General features: G+C 40.8%; 27 protein-coding genes and 1 pseudogene. 2 read left to right on the top strand and 26 right to left on the bottom strand.

From position 1 onward, the window contains the following. Nucleotides 1-107: 107 nt before the first annotated feature. From D8791_RS07130 to D8791_RS07115, 4 genes are read right to left on the bottom strand one after another with little or no spacing between them, the layout of a single operon-like run. Entirely contained in the window at nt 108-1142 is a 1035-nt protein-coding gene (locus tag D8791_RS07130; protein WP_125446981.1) for a hypothetical protein, read from the bottom strand. Nucleotides 1143-1147: 5 nt separating this feature from the next. Beyond that, nucleotides 1148-2248, bottom strand: coding sequence for an NAD(P)/FAD-dependent oxidoreductase (locus D8791_RS07125; RefSeq protein ID WP_125446979.1), 1101 nt, complete (start codon nt 2246-2248; stop codon nt 1148-1150). A gap of 11 nt (nt 2249-2259) precedes the next feature. Next, on the bottom strand, nt 2260-3057 hold the full coding sequence (locus D8791_RS07120) for a Nif3-like dinuclear metal center hexameric protein (protein ID WP_125446977.1): 798 nt from the start codon (nt 3055-3057) through the stop codon (nt 2260-2262). Beyond that, nucleotides 3044-3733: a tRNA (adenine(22)-N(1))-methyltransferase gene (locus D8791_RS07115; RefSeq protein WP_125446975.1), complete on the bottom strand. Its 690-nt coding sequence runs from the start codon at nt 3731-3733 to the stop codon at nt 3044-3046. The genes D8791_RS07120 and D8791_RS07115 overlap by 14 nt, the downstream gene beginning before the upstream one ends. A gap of 134 nt (nt 3734-3867) precedes the next feature. Here D8791_RS07115 and D8791_RS07110 point away from each other — a divergent pair. Next, nucleotides 3868-4002 (top strand): annotated as a pseudogene (locus tag D8791_RS07110) (IS110 family transposase); the annotation flags it as partial. Between the two features lie 369 nt (nt 4003-4371). Here the strand turns inward: D8791_RS07110 and D8791_RS07105 are convergent. From D8791_RS07105 to miaA, 18 genes are all read right to left on the bottom strand, one after another. Next, nucleotides 4372-4749, bottom strand: coding sequence for a hypothetical protein (locus D8791_RS07105; RefSeq protein ID WP_072073867.1), 378 nt, complete (start codon nt 4747-4749; stop codon nt 4372-4374). A gap of 114 nt (nt 4750-4863) precedes the next feature. Further along, on the bottom strand, nt 4864-5181 hold the full coding sequence (locus D8791_RS07100) for a hypothetical protein (RefSeq protein ID WP_002896313.1): 318 nt from the start codon (nt 5179-5181) through the stop codon (nt 4864-4866). Further along, nucleotides 5181-7154 carry a TreTu family toxin gene (locus D8791_RS07095; RefSeq protein ID WP_223367453.1) on the bottom strand — a complete coding sequence of 658 codons (1974 nt, stop codon included), beginning with the start codon at nt 7152-7154 and terminating at the stop codon, nt 5181-5183. The genes D8791_RS07100 and D8791_RS07095 overlap by 1 nt, the downstream gene beginning before the upstream one ends. Next, nucleotides 7145-7504, bottom strand: a complete 360-nt coding sequence (locus tag D8791_RS07090) for a cingulin (protein ID WP_125446973.1) — start codon at nt 7502-7504, stop codon at nt 7145-7147. The genes D8791_RS07095 and D8791_RS07090 overlap by 10 nt, the downstream gene beginning before the upstream one ends. 1 nt (nt 7505) lies before the next feature. Then, on the bottom strand, nt 7506-7778 hold the full coding sequence (locus tag D8791_RS07085; protein ID WP_125390804.1) for a TIGR04197 family type VII secretion effector: 273 nt from the start codon (nt 7776-7778) through the stop codon (nt 7506-7508). Nucleotides 7779-8079: 301 nt separating this feature from the next. Further along, nucleotides 8080-8760 carry a DnaD domain-containing protein gene (locus D8791_RS07080; RefSeq protein WP_125446972.1) on the bottom strand — a complete coding sequence of 227 codons (681 nt, stop codon included), beginning with the start codon at nt 8758-8760 and terminating at the stop codon, nt 8080-8082. Between the two features lie 9 nt (nt 8761-8769). Beyond that, complete coding sequence (gene metA / locus D8791_RS07075) at nt 8770-9711, bottom strand: homoserine O-acetyltransferase MetA (protein WP_048763248.1); 942 nt, start codon at nt 9709-9711, stop codon at nt 8770-8772. 100 nt (nt 9712-9811) lie between these two features. Continuing rightward, the gene (locus D8791_RS07070; protein WP_125446970.1) at nt 9812-10324 is read right to left on the bottom strand and encodes an adenine phosphoribosyltransferase; all 513 of its coding nucleotides are present in this window, start codon (nt 10322-10324) and stop codon (nt 9812-9814) included. Between the two features lie 186 nt (nt 10325-10510). After that, the gene (locus D8791_RS07065; protein ID WP_125446969.1) at nt 10511-11380 is read right to left on the bottom strand and encodes a hypothetical protein; all 870 of its coding nucleotides are present in this window, start codon (nt 11378-11380) and stop codon (nt 10511-10513) included. Nucleotides 11381-11382: 2 nt separating this feature from the next. Continuing rightward, nucleotides 11383-13599, bottom strand: a complete 2217-nt coding sequence (gene recJ / locus D8791_RS07060; RefSeq protein ID WP_125446967.1) for a single-stranded-DNA-specific exonuclease RecJ — start codon at nt 13597-13599, stop codon at nt 11383-11385. A 219-nt stretch (nt 13600-13818) separates the two neighbouring features. Next, the gene (locus D8791_RS07055) at nt 13819-14871 is read right to left on the bottom strand and encodes an acyltransferase family protein (RefSeq protein ID WP_125446965.1); all 1053 of its coding nucleotides are present in this window, start codon (nt 14869-14871) and stop codon (nt 13819-13821) included. 39 nt (nt 14872-14910) lie between these two features. Next, nucleotides 14911-15621, bottom strand: coding sequence for a class I SAM-dependent methyltransferase (locus D8791_RS07050; RefSeq protein ID WP_125446963.1), 711 nt, complete (start codon nt 15619-15621; stop codon nt 14911-14913). Between the two features lie 6 nt (nt 15622-15627). Beyond that, the gene (locus tag D8791_RS07045; RefSeq protein WP_125447096.1) at nt 15628-16383 is read right to left on the bottom strand and encodes an SDR family NAD(P)-dependent oxidoreductase; all 756 of its coding nucleotides are present in this window, start codon (nt 16381-16383) and stop codon (nt 15628-15630) included. A gap of 25 nt (nt 16384-16408) precedes the next feature. Further along, the gene (locus D8791_RS07040; RefSeq protein WP_125446962.1) at nt 16409-16900 is read right to left on the bottom strand and encodes a DUF7832 domain-containing protein; all 492 of its coding nucleotides are present in this window, start codon (nt 16898-16900) and stop codon (nt 16409-16411) included. 39 nt (nt 16901-16939) lie between these two features. After that, nucleotides 16940-17869, bottom strand: coding sequence for a ribonuclease Z (gene rnz, locus D8791_RS07035; protein WP_125446960.1), 930 nt, complete (start codon nt 17867-17869; stop codon nt 16940-16942). Nucleotides 17870-17879: 10 nt separating this feature from the next. Continuing rightward, on the bottom strand, nt 17880-18503 hold the full coding sequence (locus D8791_RS07030; protein ID WP_125446958.1) for a cystathionine beta-lyase: 624 nt from the start codon (nt 18501-18503) through the stop codon (nt 17880-17882). Beyond that, nucleotides 18496-19734, bottom strand: coding sequence for a GTPase HflX (hflX, locus tag D8791_RS07025; RefSeq protein ID WP_125446956.1), 1239 nt, complete (start codon nt 19732-19734; stop codon nt 18496-18498). The genes D8791_RS07030 and hflX overlap by 8 nt, the downstream gene beginning before the upstream one ends. 31 nt (nt 19735-19765) lie before the next feature. Next, entirely contained in the window at nt 19766-20650 is an 885-nt protein-coding gene (miaA, locus tag D8791_RS07020; protein WP_125446954.1) for a tRNA (adenosine(37)-N6)-dimethylallyltransferase MiaA, read from the bottom strand. Between the two features lie 82 nt (nt 20651-20732). Between miaA and D8791_RS07015 the strand changes: the two genes are divergently transcribed. Further along, complete coding sequence (locus D8791_RS07015; RefSeq protein ID WP_005590510.1) at nt 20733-20903, top strand: DUF3042 family protein; 171 nt, start codon at nt 20733-20735, stop codon at nt 20901-20903. 244 nt (nt 20904-21147) lie between these two features. Here the strand turns inward: D8791_RS07015 and D8791_RS07005 are convergent, their stop codons facing one another. From D8791_RS07005 to D8791_RS06980, 4 genes are all read right to left on the bottom strand, one after another. After that, the gene (locus D8791_RS07005; protein WP_125446952.1) at nt 21148-21546 is read right to left on the bottom strand and encodes a hypothetical protein; all 399 of its coding nucleotides are present in this window, start codon (nt 21544-21546) and stop codon (nt 21148-21150) included. Between the two features lie 358 nt (nt 21547-21904). Further along, a complete protein-coding gene (locus D8791_RS06995; RefSeq protein ID WP_125446948.1) occupies nt 21905-23065 on the bottom strand; it encodes an ABC transporter permease subunit in 1161 nt (386 codons plus the stop codon). Beyond that, the gene (locus D8791_RS06990) at nt 23062-23925 is read right to left on the bottom strand and encodes an ABC transporter ATP-binding protein (RefSeq protein WP_125446946.1); all 864 of its coding nucleotides are present in this window, start codon (nt 23923-23925) and stop codon (nt 23062-23064) included. The genes D8791_RS06995 and D8791_RS06990 overlap by 4 nt, the downstream gene beginning before the upstream one ends. A gap of 1095 nt (nt 23926-25020) precedes the next feature. Further along, nucleotides 25021-26103, bottom strand: a 1083-nt coding sequence (locus D8791_RS06980; RefSeq protein WP_142999370.1) for a sensor histidine kinase, incomplete at its 5' end; no start/stop codon positions are given.

Below are 26103 nucleotides of genomic sequence, written 5' to 3'. Positions count from 1 at the left end.
ATCAAACCTTCTTTACATGGAACTAGTAACTCTAGGAAAACCGCGTTCAGATGCCTACACAACCACAAGCTGTAATTGAACACAAGCTCCAAAAAAATTATTCCAACTTAATATTGTTTATTTTGGATAGAAAATCGAACTATCTGATGATTTTGAACAATGACTTCATATTTACCAAATCCAAAATACTTGCTATGTTTCCCGACACTAATGGCCATAAGATAGCGTGCATTTGGTAGCTTGGTTAAGTCTAGCTGCTCTTGTAAAATCTGCTTGATTTTATCATCATTCTTCTGGTCTTGGCCAATACTAATGATAGATCCATCGTCTTGCTCCACGTTCAAAATTACCTTCATTTCAATGGCAAGAGCCTCTTTTTCCAACATGTCAGAAATAGGGATTGGGTACAAGCCCTGCAAAGGCTGGCCTTCTGCCCGATTCTTTTTTATAAGGGCCTCGTATGCATCAATATTTGGCGCATCCTTATCTATCATAAAATCAAGGGATTCAAGATATAGTTTCTTCTTATCTGCCTTTGTAAAACTATCTTTTACAGTCTCTAAAGTTTCACTATAACCTGGACTCAGCTCAAGTCCCCTATAAGCGATACTAGGGAAAGCTTGATAAATTGCGTCTCCCTTTTCAAGCTGTAGGTCAATATCTGTTTTTCCATTTTTCTCATCTCGAGAGGTGTAATACTCAATTCGGTCACCGATCTTAACCGTTTGCCCCTCAATTTCCTCAGAATACTCTGCACTGATTAAATAACCAGCAAAAGAGGTATAGTTTTTATTAGCATCTAAAACTCTGACCGTTCCTTCAAAACCACTCTGCTTATAAGAGCGCTGAACAGCCTGTACCATTTCATATTTCGGCACTCGTACAAAAATCCCCCATATATCTATGAAATTCAGAAACATAGAGACAAGAGCCATGAAACAAACGATAACCACCCCAGATAGGAAACAGCCCAAAACACCGAAACCTATTTTATGTTTGTTATTCTTTGCTAGTTCCTGATTTCCTCCATTATTTTGAGCAATAAGAGGATGTTGAGAACGACTTTTGTGTCTAGTAAATAGAATAAGTGAGATTGATATTGATATTACCAGTAAAAGTAAAACGAGGGATATTATAATCATTTGTTTTACTTAAGTATCTTCTTCACATACCGTTCGATAAGATAGTCAGCTGGATTCAGCAGCCCCGCTTCACCTAAAGCCATCTGAGCCAATTGGCGTCCGATGAGTGGACCAGTTGTCAGACCAGAAGAGCCTAATCCACTGACAGCGTAAACATGCGGCAAGTCTGGCACAGCGCCAAAGAAAGGAGAAAAGTCGCTGGTATAAGCCCGCGTTCCCACGCGCTCACCCAGAATCTCTGCAGTAGCCAACCTCGGCAAATAAGTTTTCGCTTCTTGCTGCAACTGATCCAGCACTTTCTTATCTACCGTCAAATCAAAGCCCTGATCATTTTCATGGCTAGCACCGACGCTGATCTTGCCTGCCAGAAAGGGAATGATATCCAGCTCGCCCTCAGGCATCACAACAGGGTAGTCATCTGTCTTTTCAGCCAGCTTGAAATCACGCAACTGTCCCTTTTGCGGTCGAACATCTGTCTTATAGCCCAGTGGCTGCAAGATTTCTCCCAGCCAAGCTCCCACAGCTAAAATAACACAGTCAAAGCTCTGACCATCCACCAGAATTTGCTCTCCTTCTACTGTCAAGCTTACCTTTTTCTCAACTAGTTTTGTCTTACTAGCTTTCAGAAGCGTCTCCGTTAAGAGTGCTCCCTCCACACGAGCCCCGCCGGAAGCATAGAGAAGCCGCTCAAAGCCTTGCAAATCTGGAAATTTCTCTTGCGCTTCCTGACGACTGAGAAGACTCAAGTCCCCTATTAAGGGCGACTCTTCACGACGATTAGCAGCCAAATCATAAAGTTCCTGCAGTTTGCTCTCATCTTTTTTCAGCAGATAGACACCTGTCTGTTGGTAAAAGTCTGTCTGGATTCCAGTTGCTTTCAAATCCGCAATTAAATCTTGATAAAAATCAGCGCCCAAACGCGCCATCCTGTACCAAGCCTTGTTGCGCCGTTTGGAAAACCAAGGACTGATAATACCAGCTGCTGCCTTGGTTGCCTGCCCCTTGCCGTCATCAAAGACAGTCACTTCAACATCTGGGTATTTGGACAGATAGTAAGCCGCTGTTGAGCCGACAATTCCAGCTCCAATCACTGCTACTTTTTTCATGTCACTCCCTCTCAAATATGTCGGAAAGGATTGGTCCAAGACTGACTAGCCAGAATCTCAATATCCCATCCCTCTTCTGCCTTCCAGGTATCAAGCCTTTCTTTTAATTTTTCCGTAAAAAGAACCTCGATATGGTGTCCAGGATCCAGCGCTAAAAGCCCCTCTGTCAGCATTTCCTGGGCAGTGTGATAGTAAATATCACCTGTTATGTAGACCTGCGCTCCCTTGGCAATAGCCTCTGGATAAAAGGACTGACCGCTGCCACCGCAGATAGCTACACGCTCAATCACGCGTTCGAGATCCGCTTCTTCATAAGCGACCAGACGCAAACTATCTAGTCCAAAAGTTGCCTTGACCTTAGCCGCAAAGTCCCCAAAAGTCTGAGGAGCAATCTTCCCAACGCGGCCAATACCGTGCTCTGGATCAGTCTGACTAAGAAAACTTGTCTCCTCAATCTCTAAAAGCTGACAGAACCAGTCATTAAGCCCGTCCTCCACGACATCAATATTGGTATGGCTAACATAGACAGCAATATCATGCTTGATGAGGTCTAAAATCATCTGATTTTGCGCCTTATCTGCCACTAGGTCCTTGAGCGGGCGAAAAATAGGCGCATGCTTAACGATAATCAGTCCAGCACCAGCCTCAATAGCCTCCGCCACTGTCTGTTCACGAATATCCAGAGCTACTAGAACCTTGTCCACTTCTTTGTCCAACGTTCCGATTTGCAGGCCTGAAATGTCGCCCTCCATGGACAGTTCTTGCGGGCAATAGGCTTCATAACGGGCGATGATTTTACTTGCTAACATGGAGTACCTCCTTGATATTTTCGATTTTTTGGGACATAGCAGAGCGTTCCAACTCATTCTTTTCTGGGATATGAGCCAGTGCTTCTTCGAGTTTTTTCAGTTCTTTCTGCCATCTTAACTGAAAAGCAGGTGATTGTTGCTTCATCAGAAAAGGTCCGAAACGCTTTTCTTGCTCTGTCAAAGTTTGCTGGCCTGCTTCTGCCACTAGGATTTCGTAAAACTTACCAGCCTCTTCTAAGATATACTCAGCCAGCAAACGAAAACCGGTAGATACAAGCCAGCTGCGGAGCTCATCCTCTCGGTTATTGGGCTGCAAAATCAAGCGGGAAACGGATGTAAGCTTAGCTCTGCCATTTTCCAAAATCTCTGAAATCAAGCGACCACCCATGCCAGCGATAACGATAGTGTCAATCTGGTCTTCCGCTTCAAAAGCCGCCAGACCATTGGCCAAGCGAACCTCAATCTGCTCCGTTAGCCCATGCTCTGCCACATTTTTCTGGGCAGACTGAAAAGGCCCCTCTACCACTTCTCCGGCCAGAGCCTTCTCAATCCGTCCCTGCTGAATCAGGTAAATAGGCAGATAGGCATGATCGCTCCCGACATCCAGCAGCTTTGCCCCATTTGGCACAAAAGCAGCCACTCGCTCCAAGCGTTGGGAAATAGTCTTTTTTTGCATTGCTTACTCTTTTCTAAACATTCTTCTATTCAGTATATCATTTTTAAGGGTATAAAAAAAGCAGCGGAACAAAAATCAGCTTTTCGATAAATTGATTAGATTGAGTATTGCAACAAACAAGTTGAAATTAAATAAAACGGAAAAGACAATCGCAAGTGACTTCAACCAAACCACACACGATTGCCTCTATACATCGTCTCATTAGAACAATGTATTACCTCATAACGCATAACAAACTTTACGATTATACTTCTACCCAAAATCGGTAAAATTGTTTATGCCATATTATTGTAACGCCTTATCAAAAAAATCACCAGATAAGGTGTTGGTTTAGTGTGCACTTTTTACACTAAACTTTAGTTCAGAAAAAGACAATTTTCTTAGTTTGACTATGGAACTCAAACTATTTTTCATCAAATACCTTGATATACTTGACAAATGGTAGAAAAGGACTTAGCCCTATCCAGTATAGAATTTTTCTATCTCCTCTTGGCTCATACCATCTATTTTTTCTTGAAAGCTAGATCAACCTTAGCTAATTCTGTGGGTCTGATATCTCTTTTGAATAATTACACGACCTGAGTAAACCCAAGCCATGTAATAGTCTTATGAATCGATATCGGATTCTTTATACTAGATCAATCTTCTAAGATCACTGGAAAAATATCCTCCCCTCTGTGCATTTTTTCTTCCATCTCTTTCCACTCAATAACCAATTTATATAGTTCATCAGTTGAAATAAAGCAAGGTTCCCCAAGACTTTCATCATCCATTTGATAATACACTTCTGTTTCTTCTTTGCCTATATCAATATTCAGCATATTACCGCCAAAGTCTGACTCTTCTTTTTGACCAGTAACAACTGCTTCCAATTCTTTATAAATGTGAGGGTAAAAAGTATTAACCTCAATGATAAAAAACTCGCCTAAAGTTTGATAGTTTTCATCCAAGAATTTTATCGATAATCTAATATCACCGTCAGGATATTTAAATATTCCATATTGTCTTTTTAACATTTGTTACATCCTATTATTTACTGCTAGAAAAAGCTGAAATAATCTTTTTCTCAGAGTCTAAATATATCGTAATCTATATAATTTAAATATCAACATATTCTGTGAAAACAGTTCTTACATAAGAACCATTCCATTATCTAATATAACTTTATAGTCTTCAATATTTGTATTTTCATTGTCGTACCATGCATTTACTATCTGAGCTTGATTATCAATTATTTGAGCAATTTCAAATTTGAAATTTTTATAAGGAGCAAAGCTTGGCTCTTCAACTAGTATTTCTCCCATTTTATCTTTTGTTTCTAATAATATTCTCAAGCAATTTTCATTATCAATTAAAACTTCTAGACTAATATTTTCTTGTTTTAGAATATTAATGTTTTCTGATAGCCACTCTTTAGTCACTTTTTTTACTTCTTGAAGTCGACTCATTACTTTTCTCCTTTGATATTTATATTACGAGCATCCGGCATTTCTGTTATGGCTGGCAAGCCCTTCTTTTGATTTAACCTATCAATTAGAGAGCCTGGACCTGGGATTTGTCCCCATCCTTCTTTTCCAGCTGGATAAAGACTCTGGGAATTAACATCAAATTCTGTAAAAACGCTTCCTGGTTTAGCAGCTGGAAATGCTTCAATATTAGAAGGAGTAGCAACATATGTTGTATTTCCATTCGGTGACATTTGAACTTTACCAGAATCAATCATCTTTGTATATTCTTCCCTTGACATCCATCGTCCTACAGTTGATATCTCATCTACAATAGGGTTATCTAAGCCACCATCATTAATTTTAGGTAATCTGGAGTCCAAATTCTTTGATGGAAGTTGAGGACCAACTACCGGCTGACTCCCCACACTTGGAATCTTCCCTTTAATCCAGTCTTTCCCTTTACCAAAAGCTTCGGGGATTGTTGTATAAGGCTTATTGTAATACTGGTTATACCCCACATAAGCAGAATACAAGGCAGTTCCCCAGCTAAGTGTTTCAGTGATAGGATGGATGTGATTATACCATTCAGCTGTTTGGATTTCTTCGGCTGTTGCTGGCTCAAGTGTAATTGGATTGATCCCTTCTTCAAGGATGTAATGATTAAACTTCGTCATATAATTAGGGTCGCGCCAGCTAAGTAATTTCTGACTGTCCATTAAAAAATAACGGTCTGTCACATAGCGATGATTGGCCCATTCAGTCTCTGACATGCCGAAATTTCCAAATGGTTTCACATGAGCTTGGGAAATGGCGTTTTTGAGCTCAGGAAATTCTTTTTCTATCTCCTCTTGGTTCATACCATCTATTTTTTTCTTGAAAGCTGGATCAACCTTAGCTAATTCTGTGGGACTCAAGCCTCGATGATCATTTTTTACTTGGTCATATCTCGCCATAATCAATTGAAGAGCATCCTGACTCATAGTAGCAATAGATGCATCACTACGCCCCGTTGTTAAAAAACGTTCATAGGCCTGAATCTTGCCACCATACTTTTCCTCAAGCTCAGCTCGGGTCATATTGAAAACATCCAGTAGATTATCCCCTTTATCTGTCTTAAGATCTTTATTAAAGTTTGAAATAATCTTCTTCCATTCAGAACGTGGTTTGCCCTGCAGCTTCTCCTTGAGCTTTCCTCGGTAATAGATTTCAGCAGCACCAGATAGTTTCATATCTTTGACAGCCTTATCTATAGCCTGTTCTTGTGGTGTCCGATAATCACTCTTCGAAACAGTCTGAATCTTCTGAGCCTTCATCTTAGCAGACCAACTCATATCTATGCCATCAGTAGAGTAATTACCCGCACTGTCTACCAATACCTGACTAAGCTGCGTCGCTCCTTGAATAGCTAAGTTCAAAACCTGCAGACTATCTGTGAAATACTGGGATACCTGAGCCACAAACCAATCCAGTTTGTCAATTTTTTCCTGAATTTCCCGAATACCGATATTTAGCTGGTTTTCCAGCACTGTCAGAGCATTCGTCTTGGACAGATTGTCAGCTAATTTCCCTGCAACTCCATCAATAATCCGGCGAAATAGAGATTGATACTCTGCCAGCTGAGCTTGGGTTTTCTCCAGCATCTCCTGTTTTATTTTCAGTTGTTCTTTCAATAAATCCAAATCTAACTCGCCGTATTTGGCCACCTCGGTATCGGCATTCTTATAAGAGGAAAGCTCCTCCTGAATATCATCAATAGCAGCTTGTAGCTTTTTGATAGCAGGGATTATAATTTCTGTAAATAAGCCCTTTCCCGCTGTATAGGTCGCTCCCTGCAGCTCACCCGACTCCAAAGAGGCAATCAGGTGATCGCAGCCACTAGATAGACGATCGGTCACCTGATTAGCTACCTGCAGATTGCTGGTCATCGCTTGGATAAGCTGGGCCGAATCCGCTGCACTATATTTCACTCCCATGGCAGACTATTCCTTTCTTTGGTCAGTTTTTCTCGTTCTTCTTCCAGGGTCTTCCTTGTTTGACGACCGAGCTTTTCTAGTTCATCCATCTGCACCCCCACATAGTTCTTAACCTGTTGGTTAAGATGCTGAGTCTCTGCTAAATCACGACTGAGGGAAGCAGTATTTTGCGGATACTCATAAAGTAGATTTTCCATTCGAGTCGTCAAATATTGGAAATCCGTCGCAAAATTTACCAGAGAATCTTCGTATTGATGTTTGAGAGCTATAAATTTGTCTTCTTTTTTGTCAACTTTGAGAATTTTTTCGTAAAGTGCCTGACGTTCTTTTTCGCTTTTATCTGCCTTCATCTCAACTCTCCCAGCGCTTAGCCTGCTCTATATCGCGTTTCTCAATTTTTGCAGCAATTTCTGGAAATTTATTGGCCTGAGTTAGGACGGCCGAACTGAAGTCACTGATAGCCTGTAACATTTGATTGCAAGCTTGACGGCCAGCTTCCATCCCAGAAATTTCCGCTGTATAGGAAAAGTCAACTTGTTTATTTTGTGCATTGCTGGTATCAACTCCAACCAGCTCGCTGATAGCAGACCTAGCTGAAATAGTGCTTGATTTAATTTGTCCCATCTTCGCTTCTCCTTTTGTTTATGGAATTATCAACATACCTTTTCATTATATCATAATTCCTCAAAATCATAGGCTCTAAAACAAAAAAGAGACTGAAACAAAAATGTTTCAGTCTCGCCTTATTATGTTCAGAAACTATTGATATGGTTGATAATTGATCAATGACCAGCGGTTGCTGAGCAATAACTCGGAGTTGGAACTATTTATAATGACTTGAAGAACTTTAAATCTGAAACTAGATAGTAGAAAGAAAAGCAAAATCTTCAAACATTTCGCACAACCCCACCGCACTTACTTGTAACTAGTCCTTCCACAAATTCATGGCATTGAGAAAATCATCCGAAACCGTTACATTCTGTGGATTGCTTGCTTCACGCTCCGCCCGTTTGGCTTCTACTTGAGCTTGGGTTGTAATGCCTTCCCGACGCCAATTACGCAAGATTGCCTGGATATATTTCCAATTAGGCTTACCATTGAAAACCGCTTCGCGTAAGGCAGCCTTGACCAAGTCAGGATTGGTTTTATCGTCTTGAACAGTCTTGGTCAAGTCCTCAATTTCAAAGGGTGTCAAGAGACGGCCTAGCTCTTGCTGGAAAGTCTCCACCAAGTCTTTCAATACATTCTGAGGCGCCTTTGCCACAGTCTGCGAACCACTTTTAGCTGCCAGCAGTTCATCCAGCTTTTCTAAAGCCGGTGAAGCATCAAAAATCGCTTCAATTTCCCCATTCAGTTCAATGGTTCTGTACTGGAGCAAGCCTTTTTCTGTCAGATGGGACATGGAACGATTGACCTCGGACAAGGTCTTGCCAATATGCTCCGCAATCTGACTGGGCGCAAATTCCTCCAATGAGGTGGTATTTTGCAAATAGAAAAACTGCCAGACCAAAAAATCATCACTGGAATCAAAAATGTCTTTAAAATGCAAAAAGAGGGCACTTGGAAGAACCAAGTTGCCATTTTTGTAAGCTGCTAAATAAGTCATAGTACCTCTTTATAAATAAGCAAAGAAGGATGCATCATTCTCTGGACTTTGCCAATCAAATGGCGTTTCTTGATAGACTGCATAATTGACCCAATTACTGAAAAAGAGAGCTGCCGCCAAACTCCAGCGCAAACAAGGAGTTGTATTCACATCATCATTCTTGAAGTAATTCTCAGGAATATGAGGATCCTTGCCCGCTTCCAAGTCACGGAAATACTCCTTGGCAAGGGTATCACGGTCGTACTCCATATGACCGAAGCTATACACCTCTCGCAAGTCACGGCTCGCCAAAACGGACAAGCCCGTGTCTTCTCCCTCAGAGAGAATTTCTAGATTGGTCAGATTCAGAATGTCTTCTTTCAGTACTTCTGTATGCCTTGAATGAGGCGTGATAAATTCATCATCAAAACCTCTAAAAAGCAGATTATTGCTTGGAGTTGACTGCTCGTAAACACCCGAAAGTTTCTCTTCCATCTGGTGCTTATCCACGCCATAGCGGGCATAAAGGCCAGCTTGAGCCCCCCAGCAGATATGCAAAGTCGAAAAGACATGAGTCTTTGACCATTCAATCACCTGCTGGAATTCCTCCCAATAGTCTACCGCCTCAAAGGGCAGATGCTCTACTGGCGCTCCTGTGATAATCAAGCCATCAAAGAAACGATGTTTGACCTCATCAAAAGTCTTGTAAAAGGTCTGCATGTGTTCCACTTGGGTGGTCTTTGACGTATGAGAAGTCATATAAAGAAACTCAATAGTCAGCTGCAAGGGCGTGTTGGCCAAATGACGCAAAATCTGAGTTTCCGTCACCATTTTCTGGGGCATAAGATTGAGTATCAAGATATTCAAAGGGCGGATATCCTGATGATCTGCCCGGTCATCATCCATGACAAAGATATTCTCAGAGCTTAAAATTTCAACTGCGGGAAGCTTCTTATCAATCTTGATAGGCATGAAAATATCTCCTTTTGTTTAATATATTCATTATACTCAAAGGAGATATAGTTTTCAATTATACTTTTTCTCTAACTAGATATAGTAATAAGCTATATCTTTAGTAATGCATCAATACCTTGTAGTCATAATCGCCGATTGCTTCGCGACCTTTGAGCTCATCCAGCTCGATAAGGAAGGCACAGCCAGCCACTACGCCACCAAGACGCTCAATCATCTCAATGGTTGCCTTAACAGTTCCACCAGTTGCAAGAAGGTCATCAACAATCAGAACGCGTTGACCAGGTTTGATTGCATCCGCATGCATGGTCAAAGTATCTACACCGTACTCTTTTTCATAGTCTGCTGAGATAACTTCACGTGGAAGTTTGCCTGGCTTACGGACAGGAGCAAAACCAACTCCTAACTCAAAGGCAACTGGACAACCTACGATAAAGCCACGCGCTTCTGGACCGACGATCATGTCGATTTGCTTGTCAGTCGCATACTGTACAATTTCACGTACAGCGTAGCTATAGGCATTCCCATCAGCCATCAAAGGACTAATATCGCGGAAGATAATCCCTTCCGTTGGGTAGTTTTCAATAGTTGCAATATAATCTTTTAAATTCATAATATTCTTTCTTTCAAAAAATTTTTTACTCTCTATTATACCATGTTTTATTTAAAAAGGCTCTAGCAGACTTTCAATTATTTTTAGATATGAAAGATTTGTAAAACAAGGAGGCCTTTCCCCTAGCAATCCATGAGATAGTCGTAAATCTCCTGCACAGTGCCCAGAGCCATAAGTTCTTGTTCTTTAATAAACTGTTTCCTTCGCTTTACCTACAAGTTTTGGAAAATAACTTTCAAAATATGCCTTAGATAAATTGGCCAAATGAACCTTTGTATTGTCTAACTTTATATAATGTTTCGGATAGCTATTGAGCCTACACTCTAATTTTAATTTATAGACATATTCATAACCCAAAACATCAATAAAATAAATTTTAACATGATCTATATCTGAAATTTTAGAGTCAAATTGTAAGAGTAGATTATTTGATGTCCCCTTATCAATCATAAATCTTTCATAAGGCTCTAATACATGCTCTCTATCTAATCCTTTAGAATCTTTATATTTTATTTTATCAATTAAAGCATGACCTGAACCAATGTTTCTAACCTTAATAAGAATAGACTTCGATAAGTTCTGGTCATTGCTACTATTTTCTTTTTGCTGACTAATTAATTTATTATTAACTTTCTTTAAAATTCTTATATAATTACATTGATTAAGTGTATATTCTTTTGTTACTGGATTAGATTTTTCTTTTCTATTTTCAGGATTTATAGTGCATATAATTGTATGTTTTGGCTTTTCACTACTACTTCCCATAGATCCATAGTTTGTCCCTATATTAAAAATCGGCCTAACTGAATCGCGTCTTTCTTCTCTATATTTTTTATTTTCAGAATACAGAGTATACACAAGTAAATAACTTCCAATCAGTGACCCATAATAAGATAACCAATCAAAATCTATGGTTCCTTTTAAATCAAGTACCGTATCTATTTTAAAAAATCTTTTAATCAACACATACAATACTGGTAAAAAAGAAAACACTAAGACAAACAATATCAATTTTTTTTTAACAACCCAACTTTTAAAACTCTTAATATAACTCATTTTTATCCTTTCAAATAATCATAAATCTCCTGCACGGTGCCCAGAGCCATGAGTTCTTGCTCTTTGACCACGCGCTTGAGGTCTTGGTAAATATGACTACTGTCAATTTCTTTCTTTTCAGCTTCCTTATTAACTGTCATGACACCTTCGGTGATGCTGACAAAGCCCAACTCTTCAAAAATCTGAATCATTTTGACCAAGAGAATCGGGTCGATTTTTAGGTAAGCCGCCAACTCTTTAAGTTTATAGCGAACATCAAACTCAGGGAACTGGTAGATGGTCTTGTAAAGTTTAGCAAATTGCTCACGAGTACCATAACCGGTCAGATAGTAAGGCTTGGCAATCTCATTCTTAAAGTAAATCGCTTCAAAATCCTGAGATTGAAGAATTTTCTTCAAATCCTGCAAGTCATCGGGCAGGTCGTAAACTACAACTGCTTTGCTATTTGTCAAATCTGGCAATTCCTCTGTGAAACGCAAAACTGGAACCTTGTCAGGCAGCGTCGCATTTTTGCTGCGGATATTGAAAAGCTGTACGCCGTCCACACGAGCATCTACCAGCATGAGCTGGAGACTGGTCTGGCCGTTCCATTTATTGACAGAGAGGCTGACAGCTAGCTCTAGATTCTTGATCTGGGCAAACTCTGTCGCCAGGTTTCCTTGCCCAAAAGCTACTACTTCAAAAGATGCATCTTCCTGAGAAATTTTCAGCTTGAGATGGCTATTGCCAGCCCCCATAGTCCGAGCATTATCCACTTTAAAGTCCTTGAGGTAAAAGAGTGGCTTCTTATTGTCCATGCCAAAAGGCGCAAGTTTTTCGAAGCTTTTGAGCGTATCCAAGGTCAGTTCTGGCAAGTGAAGCTCCTCGTCTAAGTACAGGGCTGTTTTGCCAGTCAAATCCAAATCATTGTCTAAGATGTAAGCTGTCAAGATATCAGCAAGCTCCGCCAGTTTATCTGCTTCGAGAGTCATACCAGCTGCTCCAGCGTGCCCACCAAATGCTAGAAAGAGATCACGGTGACTGTCCAAGGCCTCAAAGATATTGACCGCTTCAATACTGCGGGCACTGCCCTTAGCGATACCATCCTCGATATTGAGCACTATGACTGGCTGGTGCAGCTCTTCCAGCAAGCGCCCAGCGACAATCCCGAGCACACCAGGGTTCCAGCCTTCCTTAGCCAACACCTGCACTGGTCTCTTAGGGTCCAGCATGGTTTGTGCTTCTTCATAAATCTGCTGGACAATTTCCTTGCGCTCGTCATTTTTCTGGTTGATCATGAGAGCAATGTCACGAGCTTCTTCGTCGTCAAAGCCTGTCAAAAGCTCAACTGCTGGATTTGGATCATCCAGCCGTCCCAGTGCATTGAGTCGGGGGGCAAGCTGGAAGCCAACCGTTTCTTCGTCCAATTCATCTGGCTGAATACCAGCGATTTTAAAGAGTTCCTGAAGACCCACCCGCTGGGTATTTTTTAGGACGGAAAGGCCGTATTTGACCAAGATCCGATTCTCCCCCGTCAGACTGACCATATCGGCAATGGTGCCAATGGCTACTAAGTCCAAAAGTTCGACTTGGACTTCTTCCAACAAGGCTGTTGCCAGCTTAAAAGCCACACCACAACCGGCTAAATACTTGAAAGGATAATCTGCTCCGCTATGTTCCGGATGGACAATCGCATAGGCGTTTGGCAGCTCCTCAGGCATAGAGTGGTGATCCGTCACGATAACATCCACGCCCAGAGACTCGGCCAGATCGATAGCTTCAAGGCCCGCCACTCCATTATCCACTGTAATAATGAGCGAGATCCCATGGTTTTCAATAAAATACTTGTAAACACTGCTATTAGGACCATAGCCGTCCGTAAAGCGATTGGGCAGATAAACCTGACACTCAGCCCCCAGCTGGTCCAAGGCTTCCTTGACAATCGATGCTGAGGTCATCCCATCAGCATCATAATCACCATAGATTAAAATCTGCTCGTAATTCTCAATCGCTGCACGAATGCGCTCCACTGCTCGCTCCATATCATGCAGGTCATAAGGATCGTGAAGCTGGTCTAAACTAGGCTCCAAAAATTCCTGCAAGGCCTCTTCAGTCTGCACACCTCTTTGGTAAAGAAGACTGGCAGCGGCGGGTTCTAATCCAGCTTTCTTAGCCTTTTTTAAAAATTTTTCATCTGTAAAATTAGTGGCAAACTGCCAGTCGTATTTTGAGCTAATCATGATAAGTGAAACACTTTCTCCGTTCAATCTTGTCTGAATATTATAACATGAAAAAGCGACAGAACAGAAGAAAAAGGCACGGAATATTTCTTCTGTTCTATCACTTTATGTTTTACTTCCTCACTCGATTAAAATTTGAGTAAGGGCAACTTTTCTGGATTTTCGCTTACCAGCTAGGACTTCTCCGATCGGCAGATCCGACTTACTAGCTCTCATTTGTCATCCCATTCCCTTTGTAAGCCTTTGCTGCAAGAACAAGCGCTTCCGAGCCAATAAAATGACTTCTGCGCTTAGATGAGTCAAGAGCAAGGTTAGCAAAAAGACAATTCTTCCCTGCTGCCATTTGGCAAAATCGGTCTTCTGGAGCAGATAAAAAGAGGATTCTATAAAAATCGGATGCAAAAAGAAATATAAAACGCTCAATTCTTTAAGGTGATATAGCTGCCATTTTTGACCAATTCTTGTACGCAAAATCCAATTCACCAGAAATAGAGCAAAGAGGGGCAGAGCCAAAAAGAAGTTCTTGTCAATTCCCTGATGGATGAAGACAATCCACCCATCTAGCAGCAAAAGAAGACCGGATAAAAATAGATTTTTCCCATAATCCTTCCTAAAAATGCTAGACTGCTGATAATCATAAAGAAGATAGCCTAAGTAAATAAAAATGGGAGTATAGAAAAGGCCGTTTCGGGTGGTGAAGAAAATTTTAGCATAGGCATCAAATGACTGGGTAAGCCAGCTATTTGAGAAATAAGCGTAGTATGTCTCAATGGATCCCACTACATAAAGCAGGAGCAAAAAAATCCCCGTCTTTCTAGCACCCCATTTTCTATAAACATAGTGAACAAGTAAAAGGCCCAAGAGAAAGGCTGGAATGTACCAAAGTTGATAACATAAGCCGATATACAAAAGCCCAGCCAACAAGGCCAAAGGAGCGAAATGTTTTTGAACTGGCAAGGTCCAAAAATAGGCCAAGGCATAAGGGACATAAATCCCGCTCCACAAAAGATACTGCTTCAAAACACGCTTAATATACAGCTTCATTTCCTGCTTCTTAGCCAAGCTGGATTTAAGCATAAAAGCTGATGAAATCAGGAAAAAGGGCACTGCCATACGACCAAACATACTTTTCTGAGTAAAATGCAGGATTTCATTCTCAAAAAGCCTCTGGCAATGCACCAAGATTACTAAAACTGAAGCCAAATACTGAAATAAACTGAGCATGGCGTAGTTGACCGGCTGCTCAGGCTCTCTGACATTTCTTTCTGCCATAAATATTCTCCCTAGGAAGATTGTACTTAATAAATAGATTCAGTGCTTGCTCAGCCAAAGATGCTGAAAGGCAGCGATGTCTCGATAAGGTGATTGGTTGCAGACAGCCAGCTCCATTTCAAGCATCTTTTCAGCCCAGTCAGGGGCCGTTTTATAGTCATTGGATTGCAGCCCGTAAAAAATTCGTACTCCCTGATAATCCTCAACTTCTAAAGGCAGACCTGAAATCACTTCTGAAACCTGATAGACCTTAGCAGCTCCCATGCTGTGGGTTTGATATTCCTGACCTGCCAAAAGCTGCTGAGCCTTTTCTGGGTCATTTTCAAAAACCACCGTATGCATAATCCGCCCGACCTCGTGATGCTTGACCAGAGAAATTTTACCGTCCTTTTTTAAGAGGCGGGAAAATTCTGTCAAATAGAGAGCAGGGTCAGACACATACTCTAAGACATTATGACAGACGATGACATCAAAAGACTGGTCTGGCAATGTTTGCAGAACTTCTAGGCTACCTTGCAATTGCTCATAGGAAAAGTCCTTCTTGCGCTCAGCAATCATTTCTGAGTTCGGTTCGATGGCGGTCACTTGGTTCTTTTCCGCTAGAAAATCAGCCACAATCCCAAAACCGCTACCGAAATCAAGAATTTTCTGTCCCTTCAGCGATTTAAGAAAGGCAAAAATAATATCATACTGAAGTTTGCCCCAAGGCGCCTGCAGATGTGCCTTGTAGGCTTGTAGATTAGCTGTCATAAAACCTCACTTATAGTTAAACATATTGGCTGCCATCTTGTCGGCTATTCTTGGAAAAAGTGTATAAAGCTTGTGGGCTAGATTGAGAATGCCAGGCAGGTTGATTTCCCGCTTCTTTTTGCCAAAGGAACTGACAATTTTACCTGCTACAAAGTCTGGCTCTAGCATATACTTGTCCACTGCTTTCACATAGGAACCATCAGGATCTGCCTGATCGAAAAAGGCTGTTTTGATAGGACCGGGATTTACCGTCGTGACATAGACCCCAAAAGGCAGGAGTTCCAAACGCAGGGCATTAGAAAAGCCAATAGTCGCAAACTTGGTCGCTGAGTACAGACTAGACTTGCTACTGGCAATGAGGCCAGCCATACTAACGATATTAACGATATGGCCTCGGCCTGCCCGCTTCATGCGAGCCCCAAAGATACGGGACAGATTCATCAGGGCAAAGGTATTGACCTTAAACATGGCCTCGATATCGCTTGAGCTGATTTTGTCAAATTCTTCAAAAATTCCATAGCCAGCGTTATTAACTAGGACATCGACTTGGCCGTATTGCTTGTCAATCCGCTCAGCAAATCTTTCCAAAGCCGAGCTGTCTGTAATATCCAGCTCCACTAGGTCAAGATTGTCTTTTTTTCCATATAGTTTTTCCAGCTTAGCCTTGCTCCGTCCGACCAAAATCAGGCGGTCATGGGGCAAAAGCTTAACCATTTTCTGAGCCAGCCCACCGCTGGCCCCTGTGATGATGATGGTGCGCATTGTTCTGCCTTTCATGTTGTTAATATCAATGAAATCTTTTTCCAGCTAAATAGTCAGCATAAGCTTGATCAATGACTGGAGCAAAAAGATGATAATCCTCCCAGCTACCTAAAAATTCCAAAGGTAGGTCGTACAAGTTATTGACTACAAATTCGGAATAATCCTTCATGTACTGATGTTCATAATAATTGTTCACAAAAGCCTGAAAGTCCTTTTTGACATCCATTGTTCCTAATTTTCCGTCACACCAGTCTAGAAGATAATCCACACCCAAAGTTTGTTCGTCTTTGACACTTTGGAGTGATGTTTCTTCATCAGGAGTCATCATTTCCTTTGCATCATGCTGGATGAGCCAAGTAACGAAAAAGCCAATATGATTCGCAGCCCAACGATGAACCTCTTGATAATCATCTTGTGTTAATTCTTTATTTTCTAAGTTATAACTATAAATATAGTTGGTTAATGCATCCTCAAAATACCAATCAGCTTTATCGAATAAAGGATTTTCAACTGCCATCCTATTTTCCTCTCAACGAAACTGTCCGAGACTCTAAAATTATAACTCAACCTCTTCCAAATCCTTGACCACATGGACATTTTCAAAGACGCTACTTGCATCGCGCCGCATTTGGCTAATGTCTTTCGATAGGAAACGCGCGCTGACATGATTGAGCAGCAGGCGTTTGACACCAGCTTCCTTAGCCACTTCCGCAGCCTGCATATTGGTAGAATGACCATGCTTGCGAGCCATCTTTTCATCTCCCTTGCCGTAGGTCGCTTCATGAACCAGCACATCTGCCGCCACAGCCAAGCGAACACTTGAGTCAGTCTTTCTAGTGTCACCCAAAATGGTAATGGTCTTACCTGGGCGAGGAGCTGAGATGTAATCAGCCGCGACAATCTTCGTGCCATCTTCTAGGACGATATCCTGACCATTCTTGACTTTTCCAAAGAGAGGACCAAAAGGAACGCCCGCCTCACGCAGCTTATCCGCATCCAGCGTTCCTTCCAAATCTTTCTGCATCACCCGATAACCCACGCAGAAAATCGTGTGGTCTAGCTTATCCGCATAGACAGTGAATTTTTCCGTCTCCAAAATCTTGCCCAGACCGTTTTCATCAAACTCATGAAAATCAATCCGATAAGGCAGGCGAGAACCAGACACGCGCAAGCTTGTCATCACAAAGCTTTTGATACCGACTGGTCCATAAATTTCCAAATCCGTCTGTTCTTCATTAGCTTGAAAAGCTCGGCTAGAGAGGAAACCCGGCAAACCGAAAATATGGTCGCCGTGTAGGTGCGTGATGAAAATCTTTGAAATCTTACGAGGTTTGATGGTAGTTTCCAAGATTCGATTCTGGGTGCCTTCGCCGCAGTCAAACATCCAGACTTCATTGATTTCCTCCAAAAGCTTGAGGACAAGACTAGACACATTGCGAGCCTTGGACGGCTGACCGGCTCCGGTTCCTAAAAATTGTAATTGCATGTTTTTCTTTCTAAATGATATAAATCATGGCAGAGCGATTCTGCGAGTGATAGTATTTTCTGCCAGCATAGGACTGAGCCAGCTGACTGACTTCATCTTGATTGTAGCCCAGAACTCTCTGGCTGCCATCCGCTAGCTGCTGCCAATCAGTCAAGGCAGTCAGCGCCTGACTGTCCACGACTTGAGACTCAGCTTTGAGAGGTACCATTTTTATTCTCTCATCTTCTTCGTAGACCAAGTACTGGGGAAAGACTTGAGCAATTTCAAAGAGCAAGTCAGCTGTTACCGGCTCTGGGTTTTCAGGGAAGACCAAGCCGATTTCCTCGCTCTCATAGCAAAATCCGTAGGACTTGCCAGAAAGATTGAGGCGGACAAAAGGCTTGCTTTCCACAAAGCTAGGCTCCGCATTCCATAAGTCCAGCGCTTGCGTAATTTCTAGAAAATAGGCTGTTGCAGCTTCTGGACTTTTCTTTTGATAAAGCTCAGCAAAGTAAGCATTGATAACGCTAGGCGGCGGTGTGATAAAGCTACGCTTCTGCTCCTCTGTCAAGCCAGCCAATATTTGCTCTAAGTAGACCCTGTCTAGGCTTGTAAAACCGCCGTATTTCAGGGCTAAGTCAATATAATCAGTCATAAAATTCTTCCAGCTTCCATTTATTTTTTTCGGCAATCCAGCCTGAAATAACTTCGACGTCGTCTATGTATTCTCGATTTCCGATAATTGCGACTTTCTCTAAATCATTAATCTTGTAAGCTTTAGCCGGCGCTACCTTGATGGTAAAAGGCAAAAAGAGCTCTTTCATCCGCTCCAGCAGGATTTGCTGCAAAACAGCCTTGCTATTGTCCGCCTTAGCCGAAATCAAAGAATAAGGAGTCAAGGTCGGAGTGAAATCCTCTGCCTTGTCTGCTTTGTTGTAGAGAGTCAGCCGAGGAATATCCAGCATGTCTAGCTCCTTCATGATGTCGAGGACAGTCTTTTCGTGCTCCTCATGATGAGGGTCGCTAGCATCAATAACATGGACCAGCAAATCGACATTTTTGCTCTCTTCCAGTGTGGACTTAAAGCTAGATACTAGCTCTGTCGGCAAATCCTGAATGAAGCCAACCGTGTCCGTCAGAGTGACATTGAGCTGACCAATGAGATTGATGTTCTTGGTCGTGGCGTCAAGCGTCGCAAAGAGCTCGTCTGCCTCATACTGGCTCTTACTGGTCAAGCAGTTCATGATCGTGGACTTGCCTGCATTGGTATAGCCGATGAGGCCGATTTTGAAAATACTGGATTCCAACCGCTTTTCACGAACGGTTGCCCGATTTTTCTCCACTGCCTTGAGCTGGCGCTCAATATCATGAATCTGATTGCGGACACTGCGTCGATTGAGCTCCAGCTGGCTTTCACCAGGACCACGGGAGCCAATGCCACCTGCCTGACGGCTGAGCATAATACCCTGGCCAACCAAGCGAGGGAGCAGGTACTTGAGCTGGGCCAGATGCACTTGCAGCTTGCCCTCATGACTCCTAGCCCTCATGGCAAAAATATCCAAAATCAGCTGCATACGGTCAATGACCTTGACCCCCAAGCTTTCCTCTAGATTGACATTTTGGCGGGGGGTCAGACGGTTATTGACAATAACGGTCGAAATCTCTTCGGCATCAACCATCTGTCGGATTTCTTCTAACTTGCCAGATCCGACAAAGGTCTTGCTATCGTACTTTTCCCGCTTCTGGCTGTAAGAGCCGATTACTTCTGCACCTGCAGTCTTGGCTAAACCTTGCAGTTCTTCCATGGATAGGTCAAAATTTTCCGTGTCTGCTAGTTCCACACCGACCAGAAAGACGCGCTCTATTTTTTTCTCTGTTTCTATCATTTCATATCCTTACTAAGACTTGGTCAGCCAGTTACTTGTCCAAAAACTTCCTGATATCTTCCATAACCTGCTCTTTGTAGTCTGGATTTCCCACCTGATAAAAGGTCACTGCCATCCGATTGCGAAACCAAGTCAGCTGGCGCTTGGCGAAACGGCGGGTATTCTGCTTGAGCTTGTCCACTGCCTCTTCAAGGCTCATCAGACTTTCAAAGTAGGGAAAAAGTTCCTTGTAGCCAATGCCTTTGCTTGCTTGACTGGTCGGAGCCTGCTCATACAGCCAGCGGGCTTCTTCTAAAAGTCCAGCTTCCACCATCAAATCTACTCGCTGATTGATTCGCTCATAAAGTTTTTCTCGTTCATCATCTAGGCAAATCAGCAGGGCTTCATAGTCTGGTTGATTATTTTCTAGTTGACCGCCTAACTGAGCAATCTCCAGCGCCCTCATAGCCCTGCGTCGATTCAGCTGGGGAATCTCGATACCTAGCTCTGCTATTTTCCCAAACAAAGCCTCATCCGACCAAGTATCCAGCTGCGCCCGATAGGCCAGAATCTCCTCGTGAGGAACGGAGCCGCCCAGATGATAGCCCTCGAGCAAGCTCTGGATATAGAGCCCTGTGCCACCGCAAATGATGGGAAGCTGACCTTGAGCCTCAATCTCACGAATGGCTTGAGTCGCCTCAGTCACAAAGTCATAGGCCGAATAGCTCTCGCCGACATCCCGCACATCCAGCAGATGGTGAGGAATACCCTCCTGCTCCTCAGGACGAATCTTAGCCGTGCCAATATCCAAGCCACGATAGACCTGCTGACTATCACCGCTGATAATTTGACCATTGAAGCGCTTGGCTACCTCGATACTCAGAGCCGTTTTCCCAACTGCCGTCGGCCCCACTATCACAATTATTTTGGTTTTCATCTTTTTTCCTTGAAAAAATTTTGATTTTTCGTTACTATTAATTATAACATAAATAATAAAAGTTCAGAAAAGGAGAAATCACATGGCTAAAGGATTTGGAAAAGGCGTTCTTACAGGTGTAGCAGGTACTGTCGCTGCTCTTGCTGGTGCAGTCTATGCCTTTAAGAAAAAAGTCATCGAACCTGAGGAACAAAAAGCAGCTTTCATCGAAGAAAACCGTAAGAAAGCCGCTCGCAAACGTGTAGCACACTAAGCCTGCACATTTTACAAAAGAGAGTGGAACAGAAATCGGTAATTCGTTAGAATTCGATTTCGTCGTCCCACCTCCGCACAGTTGAGTAGGGCTGTAAAAGCTGATAAAATCAGCGTAGTAGAGCCCACTCAACCACTGCGTCTTACTTGACATCTCAAAGACAATTGAGAGGCTAGGACTTTTGTCCCAGCCTCTTTTCTTTTGTAGAAAACAGCAAGCTGAATAACTGCTACAGCTAAAACAATTAATCTTTTACATCAGTCTCTTTCTTAGATGGCTGAATGCCATGAGAGCTAAAGATATAATTGCTTAAGAGCGAAAATACTAACAACCCAAGCACAAAAAACAAATCATAAGTGGGGTCAGAAGACAGGGAAACGAAAGGAATCGAAAGACACAAAATTGTGACATAAAAGATTTTCAACTGCTTGATATAAAGCCAGAAGAGTTCAATACTCCGACTGCCACTGATCTGCGACTTAGACTTACTTTTCGCGTACCAGATGATAAATGCTTCCGCATAACAGAATAGACTTAGCAAAAAGACCATGCTCCCAAAGCGAATCTGCAGTAGAATTCCCACTGCTAACAATAAGATGAAACCTAAGCTCGTAGCAACTACTGCTCGCCTAGTATTAGTCATAAAATCAACTCCTTTAAAGGATAAATTCAAAGAATGTCTTTAGCAGTTTTTTTCTTTTTATTCTCAAGTAATCAAAAAATCAATCCCTATTTCTATGATGAGAACTAAAAAATATAAGCAAAACCATTAAAAACGAGACAATTAGGCCTACCGTAGTTTGGTTTAAAAACGGATAATTAAAAAATAAATAATTACAGAGTGTTAATAATAGACCTCCTGCCGTTAGCACAAAAGATATAAGCAGAGCAATTTTATAAAACAATTTTTTTCCATATTAGTGACCTCTTTTTTCCTTGTATATTCCATCAGAGAAGCGAAACTACTTTTCTAAAATAAACTAAAATAGACAACAGTTAGTTTAAAGTCCTCTTTTTCGGATGATTCGATAAGTCATCAGACAGCAGAGGAGCATGAGAGAGAGCCGGATAATGATCACGCTAACACCATTTACGGTAAAATCATTGAAGAGAAACCCTTTGCTATTGGAAAGTTTCAATAAGATTCCTTCCGTTCCATCGGTTGAAATTGAAAAAATAGTTAGTATCTTATTCATCAAACCATCTCTGAAGATATTCATCAAAAAGTCTGGAGCCAAGAACATCCCTACAGAACTTGCAAATGTTGCTAGAGGCGACTTTGTCAAACTAGATATGAGAACCATCACTCCAAGAATAAAGAGTAAACCAACAAACTGGAATAGAATAAGGCGAATCAACAATTCTAAGAGATTCATATGGACAGGAAATTGCAAAATATTATAAATAGTCGAAATCCATTCCAAGTTCATCTGGACACTGGTATCCCAACCACTCCAACCGAAGTAGGTCCCAAATACCAGTAAAACAAGGCTATTAATAAGGACAAATGTTAAACTAGCAATTCCAAAAACAGATAAGATTTTTACAATCGTTAACTGGTTGCGACCATATTTAGTTGTCAAAAGCAATGAATCCATCTTTCTTGCTCGATCACCTGAGAAAACAGAGCAGCAAATATAGATCACAAATACCACCATTACACTAAAAGCTGCATTTAAGGTATTAAATAACTTATGCCAAGGTGCAAAATTTCCCAGTTTTAACGTTTTTAAAGGAAAATGAGACTGCAGCTCTTCTTGTGACTTGAGGCTAATCCGGTCATAATGTAAGACATCGTCAGATTTATAAGTATCTGTTAAAATTTCTTGAGAATTTGAGACGAGGCGATCAATGGCATACCAGGAAAACATATCATACAAATCATTCTGTTTAAAATAGGGCATATTGGCTGCATAGTCATTAACGATTTTATCCATTAAATCATCCGATAAATAACCCGTATGCTCTTCAGCAATCTTTTGTTTGATCACAACTGCTTGTCTTCCATGTATTCGATCAGCTGAAGACCCGCTAATCTGACCATCATTAAAAAAATTTGCATAGAACAATCCAGCTAAAACCAGTATAATAGCCAAGACTGCACCTAAAACTGACTTCTTTTTTAATAATTTTTTCAATTCAAAAGGAACTAATGCTATCATCCATTTGCCTCCTCTCTAAAGTAATAGATATACAAATCTTCCAGACTCGGAATCACCCCTTGCGCCCCTTCGACAGGACTCTCATCGCTAATAACCCGCAAGACGATACCGTCTGGTTCTATCCGCTCATTCACAATTACATAATCCCTTGCAAAACGCTGCCACTCACGCTCGGAAACACGAAATTCCCAAACTTGCCCCTCGATAAGTGAAAGAAGTTCCTTAGCACTACCTCTCTCCACAAAATTTCCATCTTTTAGGATTAGGATTTCCTTGGCTATCGCTTCTACGTCAGATACGATATGGGTAGATAAGAGGATGATTTTATTAGCCGATAGCTCACTGATAATATTTCTGAATTTCACCCTTTCCTTGGGATCCAGTCCTACGGTTGGCTCATCTAAAATCAATATTTTGGGATTATTGAGAAGTGCCTGCGCAATACCGAGTCTTTGCTTCATACCACCCGAATAGGAAGCAATCTTCTTTTTCCTGACATCGTATAAACCAGTAAGTTTCAAAAACTTATCGCTCTCTACTCTGGCTTGTTTCTTCGTCATTCCCTTAAGAGCGGCCATATATAGAAGGAAATCGTGCCCAGTAAAGTTATGATAATAAGAAAAATCTTGAGGCAAGAATCCGAGATACTGGATATACTCTTCTACATTCGATGCCCCATCAAACTTTATCCTTCCTTGGCTCGGCTTTATGAGATCACAAATGATATTCATCAAGGTCGTCTTACCTGTACCATTTGCCCCAAGTAAACCATAAACCCCCTCAGTAAATTCACAGGAAATATCTTTGAGCACAGACTTAGAGCCATAGCTCTTGCTAATGCCTGTCATTTCTAACTTCATAGATGCCCTCCATTCCAAAAAGCGCCATTAGATATAGCAAATCATCTTTTCCCCAAAATTACAAACGATTATTATACTGTTATTATAACATAAATTTTTGATTAAAAGTTTTTTTGTCTTAACAGATTTCAACCATTTGTAAAGTCAATCTTAACCTACTTAGATTATAGCGCGCTTTCTTCAAATAACAAGTCGAAAATCATAAACAGTCTGTATTTCATCCTAAATGGTCATTTGAAGAAAAAAACACAGCACTTGCTTGTAAGCAAGTGCTGGTTTTTCAAAAATAATAAGGTTTAAATTACAAAGAGCATGAGAAAGAATTGACCAGCAGGATATTCCGTATCGTCTTCTTGAAAAAATGCTATAAGAAATATTCTTAGAAAACATCACGAAAAAGTAAGTCAGAGAGAGTATAGCGATAGACTGTTCAATTTAGCAAATCTAATTTGTTTTATGTTTTCTACTAGTTACCTTGGCATATTTTATTCCCCAAATAAGTAGAATAAGTAAGATAAATAATAAAATAGTGGATATCAGAGCAATTAATTTTTGAAATTCATCACTAATCGTTATCAGTCTGTAAGAACTAAATATAAACAGAGCCAAAGTCAAAATCGTAAAGAAAATTTGGTTTGATAAGATGTCGGAACTACTTTCTTTTTTTATTTGATTCATAAAATAAAGATTCAACACAAGATTGCTCACAAGTATCAAATAAAAACAAATCTGAACTAGAAGCGATGCTTTAAAAATCTGGTTACTTAAAATCATAACGAATAAAGCCAGACTAGGAAGCTGGGCAGTTAAAAATCGCATTAAATATGTATTGCTATATAATTTCTTCATTTCTTGTCACTCCTAACAATTAAATAACAAAAAAACAGACAACAGTTTGAATCTAAGTTATATNTGTCTCTAAACAAGGCATTTCTCTTAGTGCCTTCGTATTCTTAAACCCTATATTAATTATAGCACTTTTAAACAGGTATGGCATAAAAAATCTTAAATTGTCTTTTTAACTCATAAACAGTTCTTGTTACTCTCATTGAGTTAAATCAAGTGGCAAATCTAATCATTCGCAAACTAATAAATTCATTTTATCTCCAACTCTTGTCTAAAAGAGTGATCATGACTAGTGGTTCGCAGAGAAACATTGGGATAGTGGCTGATAATATTTTGAACATTGGAGAGACCAAGCCCTCTATTTTCTCCTTTAGTGCTAAATCCCTTTTTAAAAATATTATCGGAAGAGATAGAAGGCTCTTTTATTGTATTCTCAACAATAAAAATCTGTCTACTTTCCTGCTCCAAAAAGGCAAAAGAAACCACTGGATGACTAGTCTCCACTGCTGCTTCCATAGCATTATCAGCCAGTATGGAAACAATCGTGATAAAATCAAGCAATTCCATTCCTTGAGGTTTGATTTCTTGAGGAACTTCCAAGCCAATTTCTATTCCCTTGCTCTGAGCTTCTAGAAATTTTGCTGACAAGACGCTCTTGAGAGCATCATTGTGGATATTGGACAGACGACCCAAATCATATTTAGATTGGTTGAGCGCTTGACCTGAGTCTTTAAGAACTTGGTTATAAATCTGCTCGATGGCTGATAAATCGTGCGTATCAATTCCTAACTTCAGACTCCTTAAAATATTGATGTAATCATGCCGGAAACTTCGCAACTCATTATAAAGTTCTTCAATATGCTGACTGTAATCGGACATATTTCTCAATTGTAACTCTCTTTGTTCACTTAACTGCTGTTGAATTCGCTCTCGCAAATTACGGTCTAGGATATTTACCGAACTGAGAAAGAGAATAATATAAACAACTACGATTATTTCACGATAATATAAGTTAGGTGACTGCTGATATATTTCGATATAAGTAAAATATTGAACAAATATATAATAAAAAATCATGGAAATATTTAGAAAAGTAATTAATTTTATATCTTTTTTTCTTAACTTATACTCTCTTAATCGTTTAAAATCATAATACAATAGTCTAGGTAAGAATAATGATAATAAACTAGCTAGAATTGCTGAAATATATATAGTATATTTGTTAGGATCTATCTGAACTTGAACATGGGAATGTATTATATTTCTTAAAAAGAAAGAGAATAGACGATGTAGAACATTCCAAAAGATAACTGGAAAAAGACCATAAAATAT

The sequence above is a fragment of the Streptococcus cristatus genome (assembly GCF_003943515.1).
Lineage (GTDB): Bacteria > Bacillota > Bacilli > Lactobacillales > Streptococcaceae > Streptococcus > Streptococcus cristatus_D.
Note: the sequence above shows the minus strand (reverse complement) of the source record. Positions and strands in the feature narration are given on the sequence as shown.